Below are 11,740 nucleotides of genomic sequence, written 5' to 3' on the forward strand. Positions count from 1 at the left end.
AAGCGCGCCCGGCGGTTTTTAAGCCGGGCTATTGTTTTAGGGTCAGGACATCAACAATGCAGCGGCTTTAGCTCATCCGCCGAAAGCCCAGTGATCCGCTGCACCGTCTCTTTATCTAAGCCGTCTTGCAGCATACTGCTGGCAATGCGCAGCGCCTCGCGTCGGCTCCCTTCCTCTAAGCCCTCCAGGTGTCCTTCTTCCCGGCCTTCCTGACGGCCTTCTTGCTTAAGTTGTTGAGCGATAGACATCAACCTCTCCTCATACTGTGGCAGACGGCGGGCCAGCCGGCGGATAAACACGCTCGGATCGGTGGTATTACCGTACTGCAGCATATAGTGAAACAGCATTCTCAGCTGCCGACGGTTAGTGTATCCCAGCATCACAACAGCCGCCAACGACTCTGTGATCCCAGTGAGATCGCGCTGGCGAATATGCTTTTGCATTAGCTCAAGTAATAGCGCGGCGGCCAGCAAGCTGACCGCCATAGACAAGACTTAGTAATCAAACTGTCGGTAATAACGGCGGATATTCAGGTCGTGACCAGTGTGGTGTTCAAAGTGGGCCGCCAGCCTGTCCACCAGCAGGGTGGACACCACGCACGGCGCCATAATCCAGCGGAAAGCGTCATCAATGCCGTTCAGCGGATAGTCGCGCGGGTCGATAACCACCAGGTGATCGGTTATCTTCTCAGCAAAGCGTTCGACGCGCTCGTCCAGCGCCCGGCATTTGCCCTCGCCCTTCACCAGGAACAGCGGAACCTCTTTCTCCAGCAGCTCCAGAGTGCCGTGGAAAAACTCGGCCGAACTCACCGACTTGGTTCGCTTCCACTGCATCTCTTCGAGAATACACATCGAGAACAGGTAGACTTCCCCCCACATCTCCGCCCCGCCAATCCACATCATGTAATCGCTGGTATGATATTGCGCAGCGATTTTATCCGCCTGCGGATCGAACTGGCGCTTGGCCTGCAGCAGATTTTCCGGCAGCAATTCCAGTTGGCTGGCAAAACGGTCATAATCAGCAAACTCGCCATGACGATAAATCACGCGGAAGAATAACCAGTACAGCAGCATATATTCATATTCCACGCCGTTCTTGTGGCACATCGGAATATGCCAGCTGGCGGCCTCAGCTAATGGTGAATCAGCATTACGTGTAATCGCCACGACGCGAATTCCCTGCGCCTTGCACCATTCAGCAATCGCTACCGACTCTTTGGTATCGCCCGATTTTGATAACGTCACAACAACCGCATCTTTATTTAATTTTTTATGTCCGTGATGAATTAATTCCGCCGCTTGTTCAAGATAAACCGGCAGCCCGGTTAATTCTTTAGCAAACTCATTAATGGCCATCATCGGAGCTAAAGAACCGCCTACTGAAACAAAAAATAATGCACTACAGCCACTCTGATAAATATCGTCGGCGACGTTTTCTGCCTGTTGGCGCGCAGAGATTATCTCGCGAGCACTGGTCAGGTACTCGTCCTGATTAAAACCCAACATAGTTTTCTCCTGAATAATCAGATTTTACTTTTTAATACGCGGTCAAAATCGTCAAAAATACGTATTGCAAGATCGATGCCCTTGAGTCCGGCGGTATGCCAGGCGAGCATTTGGATCGGCACAATCAGCAGCAACGGCGCCAGGTGATGTTCACACGGACAGTTTAGCGCCAGCGTTTGCCCATCTTCCTCACCGTTCAGCGTCAACGTAAAGGCCTGGGCAATGGACGGCGCCATATAATCGCGCAGCGCGCGGGTGCGCTCATCCGGCGCGTCTTCAATAAACAGCATCACATGATGGGCATTGGCCTCCAGATAAGGGCCGTGCATATACGCTTCCAGCTCAAAACCGCTGGAAGGCGCGCGTACCGTCTCGGTAAATTTGGTTTCGAACTCCTTCGCCACCCCAACCAGCGCGCCATAGCCAGTGGCGACAAAGCGCTCGCCGCCGCGCAGCGTTTCACCATGCAGGTCGATAAAACGCGAAGTGCGGACAATCACATCCGGGATCGCCGCCGCCAGACGCTGCAATTCGGCAAGATAGCGCTGCTCCTCAGCCTCGCTAGCTTTCCCCTGGCTGCGGGCAATTATCAGCGCCATCAGCAGCAAATTCAGCACCGTGGCGCTAAATCCTCGAGTGACAAACCCCACGCTCTCGATGCCGGTATTGATATCCAGCACCCCGTCGCAGGCCAGTGCTATCGGGCTTTGCGGATCGGAGGTCAAAGCAAAAACCGGTAGATTCGCCGCCTGCACTTTACGCATCGCCTCCAGCGTCGAGGCGCTTTTTCCGCTCTGCGAAATCGCCACCACCAGGTCGGTATGCGGGTCGATAGCTTCGTAATGGGTGAAGTTGTACGGCTCTTTAATTTCAACCAGCACGCCGAAGCGTTGTTCAAAAAAATAGCGTGCACAAAGGGCGGCATTTAGCGACGATCCGGTCGCCAGCAGCAGAATACGCCGCACCGGGTACTGGCGAGCAAAGGTGTCAATCGCCGCCAGCTTTTGCCGGTAGTCGCGAAGGATCTGCGTCAGGCAGGCGGATTCTTCACTGATGTAAGTCATCATCGTTGGTTTCATAGCTCACTCCCGTTAAAACAATCCAATCCACGAGCCCGCAATACCCACCAGCGCCATACCGCCGATGATAGAGAGCGGCTTAACCTTGCGCCCCAGCAGCCAGTAGACAATGCCGAAACTCACCAACGGCAGCATGCAGGGCATAATGTCGTTGATAATGTCCTGCACCTGCGTCTTCGCCTCCCCGGCGCCGAAAGAAATGGGGATGGTGATATCAATCATTGAAGCGGTCATCGCCCCCACCACCATCAGACCGATAATCGACGCCCCGTAGGTCAGGCTCTCCATCATTCCGCTCTTCTGGATCCGCTGTAGCACCCCGGTTCCCAGTACATAACCCCAGCGCGTAAACAGCCAGCGCACCAGAATATGCGGCACGTTAAACACCAGCAGAAATAGAATCGGCCCAAGAATGTTGCCCTTCAGAGCCAGGCTGGTGCCAATACCGGTGGCGATCAGGCGCAGAGTGCCCCAGAAGAAGGAGTCCCCCAGCCCGGCCAGCGGCCCCATCAGCGACGCTTTGACGTTATCAATCGCGTTGGCATCCATGTTTTTCTGCTGGCTATTTTTCTCCTCCATCGCCGTGGTGATCCCCAGCAACAGGGTGACGATATGCGGCGTGGTATTAAAGAAAACCAGATGCCGTTTTAATGCTCCAGCCAGCTCCTCTTTGCGCGGATAGAGCTTTTTCAGCACCGGAATCAGCGCGTAAACAAAGGCGAGATTCATCTGCCGCTCATAGTTCCAGGAGAACTCCATCTGGAAGGAGCGCCAGAACACCCGGCGTAAATCACGCGGCGTAATACGGGTTTCTTCCTGCTCCTGCGGCGGTAGGGTCTCTTCAGAAATCATCTTCGTCGTCATCGCTGACTCCTTGTTCTGTCGTCGTACGAGGTGAGCTAAACGCGGTGACGTTAACCATCACTACCGCCACGATGGCGCCGAGAATGGCGATGCCGGTCACCGGGATTTTCAGGTAGGCCATCAGCACGAAGCCGAGGAAAAAGTACGGCGCGACCTTCTTATTAATCAGTAATCTGGCGAGCATCGCGAAGCCCAGCGCAGGAATAATTCCGGTCGCCACGCTCAGTCCGTGTTTGATAAATTCCGGGATCGTATCGAGCAGGGATTTCACCGCATTGCTGCCGACCAGGAACGACACGGTCACCACCGTCGCCAGCATCAACGACAACCCAAAACCGGCAATCAGATGCATTCGTTCAATGCCGCGCGTATCCGCTTGTTCCGCATAGCCGTCAGCCTTCTGGCTAAGCATCGGAATAAACATCCCCAGATAGACGTTTTTCAGGATCAACGTCAGGGTGGCAATCGGCAGGCCGAGCAGCAGCGCCGTTTCCGTTCCCGCGCCGGAGGTAATGGCGAACGCCACCCCAAGAATGCCGCCGGTGACCACATCAGGCGGGATCGACGCGCCGACGGAGAAGGAGCCAATAAAGGCCAGCTCCAGCGTCGCACCCATGATCACGCCGGTCTGCACATCCCCGAGCACCAGCCCGGTCAGCAGCCCGGTGACGATAGGCCGTGAAATCAGCGACGTCCCCAATGCGTATTCTGATTGCGCAATAAACGCCACCAGACCGAGTAACAGAGCCTCTACCATAATCTGTCCTCCGGAATTAAACACATTCCGCAAAAAGCTGTTTGCGATCGTTAGGGACCTGGCGAATTTCAACCTCAACGCCATTCCCAACCAGTTGTTGCAGCTGTTCTATTTCTTTTGGCAGTAAATTAATTGCCTTAGAGATATTCTGGCTGCCCTCTTTCGCTTTAATCCCGCCAAGATTAATGCTCTTGATATTTCCCACCGCATTGGCAATACGCCAGGCATCGTCCACCGATTCAACAACAATAAATAAATTATATTTATCGGTAACGCCGCTTTTAATTGCCTCAATGGAGTCATCAATATTTTTAATCACCAGTTTTACCGACGGCGGCTTAGCGAGTTTAATCGTCGTTTTACGCAGTTCATCGTTAGGGACATTATCGTTAGCGATCAAAATACAATCGGCACCGACATATTGCGTCCAGGAAAAGGCTACCTGTCCGTGAAGTAATCGATGGTCTACCCTTAAAAGCGTAATCATAGTGTTCCCTCATTTCAGAAGTCTTTATCAGTGGTCATCGCACTGGCAATCGTCTGATTGCAGTACTGAATGCTCTCTTTGGCGCTTATTAATGCTTCAGAAATTAGCTTTTCGGTATTTTCTTCCCCTGCCGAAATAAGCAGGTCAATAATTAATGGCAGATTTAAACCGGACAATAAATGAAAGTGTGGGCGCGATAAAAAGCGCACAAACTCATTATTGACGCTACCGGCGAAGATATCCGTAATCACTATCAGTTCATCCTCGGCGGGAAAACGCGCCAGCAGCGTCTCCACCTGCTGCGTCAGATCGACTTCCTCCTCCACATAGGCGCACAGGGTATAAATATTCGGCTGTTTACCGAGGATCAGCTCCACGGAGTTCAACAGACCGTTAGCAAAGGTGCCATGGCTGGCAAAAATATAGTGTCGTTTCATCCTTACCTCGAAAGCGCATTCCACTGCTTTCTTAATTGCAACCGGCGTGCCAGAAACAGTGGCGCGCCGGTTAACGTAAGAACGAAAAGACGAAAGGAATTAAAACTCTTGATCTTCCTGAATAAATTCCGTTTCCCGCGTCAGGATATCGTGAATGTAATACAGCTCAACCGGGGGGATTTTGACACTATACCCACTCTCAATGACACTAAAGGCCTCGCGTAGAATAACCAGCTCACTCTGCGGACACTGCCTTCCCGAGTAATGGGTCGGTGAAGCGTTGCGAATTAACCGCTCAATCAGACAGCTTATATGCACATACAGCGCCACCTTACGATCGTTGGGCACATCGCAGCCGGCCAGGTGCTCATAGCGCAGTAAAAACTGCTCAACCTGATTGATCACCTTCCCGGTATCGAGGATCGTCACCGACTCGATCACCCTGCGCAGCGAGAAATTCTTCAGGATCAGGTTATTGATTTCGCTGACCTGCTCCGCTGTCGCCAGTTCGCCGAAGATACGCATCAGCGGCCGGCTTCCTTCGCCTGAAATCAGCGAATCGAGCGAGATCCACGGCAGTTCGGCCAGATGCGGATCCAGGGTGCCGACGATCGCCAGCACCTCGTAGCGGCTCAGCATCGACTCCCGCCGTGCGGGATCGGCGAGCGTTTCCACATCGCAGGCGACAATATCAATGCCGAGGGATTCAGGAATGCTGGCTTTTAACAGCGCCGACAAGTTAGCTGCCGCGCCCAGACCGGTGGCGCAGGTCGTGAGAATCGCCCGCGGTTTGTCGGTTTGCGGGTAATAGAGCTGATGCTCAACCGCGAGGTCATCGCCAATCTCACGGACGATATCCTCCAGCATATCGCCCTGTAAAATGCGCTCGCCAACGTACATCGCCATCCCGGTCGAGACGTTATTAATAATCGCCATCGGGGTGGTCAGGCGGCGGTTAAAGTGGCTATGAATCGCCTTCAGAGAACCCATATCGACCAGAATGATCAGCCCGGAGGCCAGCGCGTGGCTCTCAATGTAGCTTATCACCTGGTCAGCGATAGCCTCCGGCGTGACGTCGAGCGGCATATCAAATGACTCAAACAGCTGGTTTTTCAACAGCCGGTTCGCCACGTTAGCGATACTGCTGGCGGTGGCGTAGCCGTGGGCCACAATTATCGCGCGAGTCACCTGCTGCTGGCTGATTGCGCCGGTTTTTTGCAGCCACAACACCAATAACAACAGGTCAATGCGCCGGGGCTCGATATCCAACTTCAGCGCCAGCGCGGCGAGGATCTCTTCGCAAAAGCGATATAGCAGCGGGAATTTCTGCGCCAGAAAGTCCTCCAGTTGGCGGCTTTTCTCGCTGCTCATCCGGGACTGTGCCTGGCGGGAACGATGTATCAGGTAGTGGCTCAGGGCGTAGATACAGTTGCCGTTAAACTGGATATTGAAACGCTTTTCAAGGCGATAAAACTCTTCCCGCACCTGGTGGGTGATCAGCAACAGCATATGCGAGCTGTTGGCATCGTGATTATCAAAAATTAGCCGGTCAAAGAGGGTTTCAATCTCCTCGCCCATGCTTTTTTGCGCCTCTTCCCAGTGCATTTTTTTACTCAGCACCGCCTCGTACAGCGCCAGAACGCGGCATTGAGTATCGTAAATCAGCCCCTGCACCGGGTCGCGCGCGCGCAGCAGCCAGACCAGGCTGGTCTGCGGTTCGACGAGCAGCGGCTCCTCCTGGCCCATCGGTTCACTCAGCGCAGGCGTTGCGGCCATGATATTTTCCGGCAGGTCATGCAAAGTGACGTTAAGCACCTCGCTACCGGGGCATTTAGCCCATGCCGACGCCACCGCGTACTTAATCACGTTCTTCAGTTCACCCACGTTGCCGCGATAAACATAGTGAGCCAGCACCTGTAAAAGCCGCGGCGTCAGCTGGAGCCGGGCGGCGAGCGTGCGCGCCTCCTGCCAGAAAAACTGCAACGTTAACGCTTCTTTCTCGTGACGACTGCGGTTTTGCAAATCCGGCAGGCTGACGAGGATTGGAATGCGGCGAATAAAAGTGGTCAGAAAGGTGCTGTGAATATCTTCGGTGGTGGCAAATACCAGCCGCAGCGAAATCGGCAGTCCCTGCGCCGTTTCCCCCACCCGATAGATCTCCTTGCGGTCCAGCCAGGTGAAAAGCTTTTCCTGCCCCTGCGCATCCAGGCGATGGACTTCATCAAGAAACAGCATACCGCCGTTTGCCGCCTCAAACGCCCCGGCTTTATCGCTCTGCGCGCCGGTAAACGCGCCTTTGACATAACCAAACAGGTTGGCGGCCAGCAGCTCCGGGTTGCTGGCATACTGGGCGCAGTTAAAGCTGATAAACGGCGCATCCGGCTCCAGCAATCCCTGAGCGATAGCGAACTCGTGCATCAGCTCCGCCATATAGCTTTTGCCGGTGCCGCTGTCGCCGGTAATCAGCAGCGGTAGCCCGCCGTTGGGATAAAACAGCGCGGTTTTCATCTGCTCAATGGGCTTACGCAGGCTGCCATCATGGCCGGTCAGTAGTGAAAAATGATCCGCCTGCTCCGGCTGCCGGTCGCTTTCAGCAAGCAGCTCCGCCATGCTGGCGTACTCGCAGCGGGAAAGGGGGAAGAACTGCTGGCGAAAGGCTTTTTTATGCAGAAAATAGACCGGGCGAGTGTTGATCTTCACCAGCACATCCTGGGTAACCAGCTGGTTCAGATAGTGGCTGGCGGTATTTCTTTGCATCGCAAAACGCTGGGCCAGATAGCTGGCCGTGAAGACTTCGCTCAGGTTATCCGGATCAAAAAAATCCGTCTGATTTTGCAGAAAAGCCAACAGTTCTGTTTTACGCATGCATCCCCCATCATCGCCATCGCAGGCTCTTATGATGAGGGAAATCCGTCAACCATTGGCGCTTAATTCATTTTTTGCGGTTCAGAGCACAAAAAAAACGGCGTCCAAATCCGCGGACGCCGCACAACAAACCGGCTACAGCCGCGCCAGGGCCTCGCGCATTCCTGCGCTCAACATCACTTCCAGATACCGCGTGACTTGTTCAGCCAGTCCGGGAATCACCGTTAAATCCTCGCCCCAGTGCTTTTTATCCTGTAACACCTCCACCACCAGTTCATGCAGAGCACGACCGTTCGCCACCTGCGTCCAGCCTTCAGCAAAGCGGGTTAACCAGACGTCATCATCCTGTAGCGGATACGTCTGCCCGTCACGCTGGCCGCGATAGAAGGCAATCAGCGCCGCCAGAGCGAACGTCAGGCGCGGCGGAATCGCACCATGCTGGCGAATATTCGTCAGCAGCTGCGGCAGGATCCGGGTACGGAATTTGGTCATACCGTTAAGCGCAATCGACAAAAGCTGATGGCGGATATACGGATTAAGAAAGCGCCCGGTGACGGCATCAGCAAACTGCCGTAGCTCGTCGGCAGGTAAATCGAGCGCCGGAATAATCTCTTCGCCGATGGTTTGTTGCACATAATGGCGAATGGCTTCGTCCTGCATCGCTTCGCCAACGGTATCCACGCCACATAGCCACGCCACGGGAACCAGCGCGGTATGCGCACCGTTGAGAATGGCGACTTTGCGCTCTTTGTAGGGGCGAATATCGTCGACGATGCGAATATTGAGCGGGCAGCGGTCGAGCCGCAGTTTCTCCGCCAGCGTCTGCGGCCCCTGAATAACGAACAGCCAGAAGTATTCGGCGGTATCAAGGAACGCATCGTGATAGCCCAGCTCCGCTTCCAGCTTTTGCGCTTCATCGCGCGGGTAGCCGGTCACGATACGGTCAACCAGCGTGGAACAGAAGGTATTGGCCGTTTCAATCCAGTCGCTAAAAGCCGCAGGCAACTGCCACTCTTGGGCATAGCGCAGCACCAGCGCCTTCAGCGCCTCGCCGTTATAATCAATCAGCTCGCAGGGAATAATCATCCAGCCCTTATCTGCTGCGCCGTCGAAATGGCGGAACCGTTCGAGCAGGAGCTGGGTCAGCTTCGCCGGGAAGCTCACTGGCGGCATATCGTCAGGCCGGTCTCCGGCATGGTAGCTAATACCCGCTTCGGTGGTATTCGAAAATACGAACTCAATTTCCGGGTTACGGGCCAGCGCGAGATAACCGGCAAAATCCTGCCAGGGGTTGATCTCGTTATTAACGGAGCGAATAACCCGCGCCTCGCTCACCGCCTCGCCGCGTTCATCCAGTCCGCGGATCACCGTGGTGTAAAGCCCGTCCTGGGTATTGAGCGACGGCGGAAACTCGGTGTTGATCGGGCGAACAATAGTCACCCCGGCGGCCAGATCGGTTTGCTCATTCAGCAGATCCAGTTGCCAGTCGATGAACGCCCGCAGGAAATTGCCCTCGCCGAACTGAATCACCCGCGTCGGGTACTGAGCCCCCGGAAACTCTTTTCTGTTTAACGTTTTCATGGACTTCCCTGCTAAAAATGAATGACGCCTTTGATCAGCTGGCGATTGTTAATCACTTCGCTTTCATAGATTTCAGCCAACGATTTGAAATCGTAACGGTGGGTCAGCATCATACTGGCGGTCACTTTCCCCTCAGCCATCAGCCGACCAACTTTGGCAAAATCCTCTTCCGTCGCGTTACGGCTCCCCATCATGGTCGTCTCTTTTTTATGAAACTCCGGGTCCGAGAACTGCAGTTCGCCTTTAAACAGGCCGACGAAAACAATGCTGCCGCCGTGGCGAATTAAATTCACGGTGTTATTCATCGCATGCTGGTTCCCCGTCGCGTCGATCACCTTCTGCGCCAGAGAGCCGCCAAACGTCTCACACAACTGCTCGGTAAACTGCGGGTCAGAAGGGTCGAGGGTAGTCAGGCCAAGATGCTGCGCCACATGATCGCGCCGCGCCGGGCTGGTATCCGCCACCACGACCTGCGCACCGTCGGCTTTGGCGATTGCCGCCGCGCCCAGGCCAATCGGTCCCGCCCCGACTACCAGCACCTGCTCTCCCGGCTGAATAGCCGCGCGGCGCACCGCATGGGCGCTAATGGCGAACGGCTCAATCAGCGCCACCGCCTCAGGATCAACGTCATCAACCACCAGCAGGTTCTTCACCGGCACGCTGAGATACTCGCTAAATCCGCCGTCGCGATGCACGCCGATCACCGAAATCTTCTCACAGCAGTTTGTCCGCCCGCTCAGGCAGGCCGGACACTGACGACAGGCCACGTAAGGAATAACCGCAACCTGCTGTCCGCTCTTCAGATTAAGAATATTTTTACCGAGTCCAATTATCTCGCCGCATATTTCATGGCCAAGTACTCGCGGGTAGCTAAAAAAGGGTTGATTACCGCCCCACGCATGAATATCCGTCCCACAAATCCCCACCGCTTTTATTTTAATCAGAACTTCATCATTGCCAGGAATGGGAATCTGGCGTTTTTCCCAGTTAAGTTTTTTGGGTTCCTGACACACTAATGCATTCATCGACGTCATAATTATTGCCTCCGTATTTGTTGGCTTAGATATCGATGAAAAAAACAATCCAGGATAAAGTCATTGCCAAAATTGTGAAACCTCGCGCACAAAACCGTTTTAAATCCGGTTTTAATATCTAAAAAACAGGGAGTCTATGTATGAGCCGTTCACAAAACCTTCGTCATAACGTGATTAACCAGGTCATTAACGATATGGCGCGCGGCTTTATCCCCTCGCCGCTGCCCTCGCAAAGCGCGCTGGCGGAGATGTACAACATCAGCCGCACCACCGTGCGCCATATCCTCAGCCACTTATGCGAGCGCGGCGTGCTGAGCCAGGTCAATCAGGATTACCTGATCCTCCGCCTGCCCGAAGTGCAGGACGGCTTCGACGGTTCCAGCGCCTCGCTGGCCGAACAAAATCGCCTCTTTGAGCAGGCATTTTTCACCATGATCAACCAGCGCCAACTGCGCGCTGGAGAGATGTTTTCCGAGCTACAGCTGGCGCGGGCCGCGGGCGTCAGCCCGGTGGTGGTCAGAGAGTTTTTATTGAAGTTCAGCCGCTACAACCTGATTGAAAGCGAAAAACGCGGTCAGTGGAATATGAAGAAGTTTGAGCAATCCTGGGCGGAGCAGCTGTTCGAGCTGCGCGAAATGCTGGAAACCCACGCGCTCCAGCACTTCCTCAACCTGCCGGATAACGATGCCCGCTGGCTACAGGCGAAAACCCTGCTTGAGCGCCATCGGGCGCTGCGGGACAGCATCGGCGACAGCTTTCGCATGTTCTCACAGCTCGATCGAGATTTTCACACGCTACTGCTTTCCGCTGCTGATAATATATTTTTTAATCAATCACTTGAAATCATTTCCGTTATCTTCCACTTCCACTACCAGTGGGATGAGAGCGACCTTAAGCAGCGCAATATCATCGCCATTGATGAACACATGACTATCCTGAGCGCGCTCATCTGCCGCAGCGATCTGGATGCCAACCTGGCGCTACGTAACCACCTGAACTCCGCGAAACAATCAATGATTAACTCCCTCAAGCAGAATGAATCCCTGCTTTATTAAGTACCGATTAAAAACAGCAAATGATTATCAGGAGCACAAATCTAAAAATGTAATCCAATGAGATGGAAAAGGTTAT

The 11,740-nt window shown here is 54.2% G+C and carries 10 protein-coding genes and 1 pseudogene; 1 reads left to right on the forward strand and 10 read right to left on the reverse strand.

The genetic code is table 11. The features are described 5' to 3' along the window. Positions 1 to 50 precede the first annotated feature (50 nt). From AC07P6_RS26075 to AC07P6_RS26120, 10 genes and pseudogenes are all read right to left on the reverse strand, one after another. Positions 51 to 455 (reverse strand): annotated as a pseudogene (locus AC07P6_RS26075) (Rpn family recombination-promoting nuclease/putative transposase); the annotation flags it as partial. A 39-nt stretch (positions 456 to 494) separates the two neighbouring features. Then, positions 495 to 1,505: an SIS domain-containing protein gene (locus tag AC07P6_RS26080; protein WP_478315010.1), complete on the reverse strand. Its 1,011-nt coding sequence runs from the start codon at positions 1,503 to 1,505 to the stop codon at positions 495 to 497. Positions 1,506 to 1,522: 17 nt separating this feature from the next. After that, positions 1,523 to 2,584, reverse strand: a complete 1,062-nt coding sequence (locus AC07P6_RS26085; RefSeq protein WP_478315011.1) for an SIS domain-containing protein — start codon at positions 2,582 to 2,584, stop codon at positions 1,523 to 1,525. A gap of 12 nt (positions 2,585 to 2,596) precedes the next feature. Continuing rightward, positions 2,597 to 3,448, reverse strand: coding sequence for a PTS system mannose/fructose/sorbose family transporter subunit IID (locus AC07P6_RS26090; RefSeq protein ID WP_182236105.1), 852 nt, complete (start codon positions 3,446 to 3,448; stop codon positions 2,597 to 2,599). Then, complete coding sequence (locus tag AC07P6_RS26095) at positions 3,426 to 4,205, reverse strand: PTS mannose/fructose/sorbose/N-acetylgalactosamine transporter subunit IIC (protein ID WP_181483727.1); 780 nt, start codon at positions 4,203 to 4,205, stop codon at positions 3,426 to 3,428. Before AC07P6_RS26095 ends, AC07P6_RS26090 begins: the two co-directional genes overlap by 23 nt. 16 nt (positions 4,206 to 4,221) lie before the next feature. Further along, positions 4,222 to 4,692: a PTS sugar transporter subunit IIB gene (locus AC07P6_RS26100; protein ID WP_182236101.1), complete on the reverse strand. Its 471-nt coding sequence runs from the start codon at positions 4,690 to 4,692 to the stop codon at positions 4,222 to 4,224. Between the two features lie 14 nt (positions 4,693 to 4,706). Beyond that, entirely contained in the window at positions 4,707 to 5,129 is a 423-nt protein-coding gene (locus tag AC07P6_RS26105; RefSeq protein WP_304255729.1) for a PTS sugar transporter subunit IIA, read from the reverse strand. A 99-nt stretch (positions 5,130 to 5,228) separates the two neighbouring features. Further along, a complete protein-coding gene (locus AC07P6_RS26110; protein ID WP_478315012.1) occupies positions 5,229 to 7,994 on the reverse strand; it encodes a sigma-54-dependent transcriptional regulator in 2,766 nt (921 codons plus the stop codon). Between the two features lie 135 nt (positions 7,995 to 8,129). Then, a complete protein-coding gene (locus AC07P6_RS26115) occupies positions 8,130 to 9,575 on the reverse strand; it encodes a tagaturonate reductase (RefSeq protein WP_478315013.1) in 1,446 nt (481 codons plus the stop codon). A gap of 11 nt (positions 9,576 to 9,586) precedes the next feature. After that, positions 9,587 to 10,609: a zinc-binding alcohol dehydrogenase family protein gene (locus tag AC07P6_RS26120; RefSeq protein ID WP_478315014.1), complete on the reverse strand. Its 1,023-nt coding sequence runs from the start codon at positions 10,607 to 10,609 to the stop codon at positions 9,587 to 9,589. 140 nt (positions 10,610 to 10,749) lie between these two features. On the opposite strand from AC07P6_RS26120, the gene AC07P6_RS26125 reads away from it, so the two are divergent. Further along, positions 10,750 to 11,664 (forward strand): GntR family transcriptional regulator, encoded by a 915-nt coding sequence (locus AC07P6_RS26125; protein ID WP_112215104.1) that lies wholly within the window; start codon positions 10,750 to 10,752, stop codon positions 11,662 to 11,664. The last annotated feature ends 76 nt before the right edge of the window (positions 11,665 to 11,740 follow it).

This window comes from Klebsiella sp. GFKo11 (assembly GCF_056490265.1).

What these genes read in the sequence shown, in the direction of transcription:
- AC07P6_RS26080 (WP_478315010.1), bottom strand. Translation starts at nt 1,505, where the DNA reads ATGTTGGGTTTTAATCAGGACGAGTACCTGACCAGTGCTCGCGAGATA.
- AC07P6_RS26085 (WP_478315011.1), bottom strand. Translation starts at nt 2,584, where the DNA reads ATGAAACCAACGATGATGACTTACATCAGTGAAGAATCCGCCTGCCTG.
- AC07P6_RS26090 (WP_182236105.1), bottom strand. Translation starts at nt 3,448, where the DNA reads ATGACGACGAAGATGATTTCTGAAGAGACCCTACCGCCGCAGGAGCAG.
- AC07P6_RS26095 (WP_181483727.1), bottom strand. Translation starts at nt 4,205, where the DNA reads ATGGTAGAGGCTCTGTTACTCGGTCTGGTGGCGTTTATTGCGCAATCA.
- AC07P6_RS26100 (WP_182236101.1), bottom strand. Translation starts at nt 4,692, where the DNA reads ATGATTACGCTTTTAAGGGTAGACCATCGATTACTTCACGGACAGGTA.
- AC07P6_RS26105 (WP_304255729.1), bottom strand. Translation starts at nt 5,129, where the DNA reads ATGAAACGACACTATATTTTTGCCAGCCATGGCACCTTTGCTAACGGT.
- AC07P6_RS26110 (WP_478315012.1), bottom strand. Translation starts at nt 7,994, where the DNA reads ATGCGTAAAACAGAACTGTTGGCTTTTCTGCAAAATCAGACGGATTTT.
- AC07P6_RS26115 (WP_478315013.1), bottom strand. Translation starts at nt 9,575, where the DNA reads ATGAAAACGTTAAACAGAAAAGAGTTTCCGGGGGCTCAGTACCCGACG.
- AC07P6_RS26120 (WP_478315014.1), bottom strand. Translation starts at nt 10,609, where the DNA reads ATGACGTCGATGAATGCATTAGTGTGTCAGGAACCCAAAAAACTTAAC.
- AC07P6_RS26125 (WP_112215104.1), top strand. Translation starts at nt 10,750, where the DNA reads ATGAGCCGTTCACAAAACCTTCGTCATAACGTGATTAACCAGGTCATT.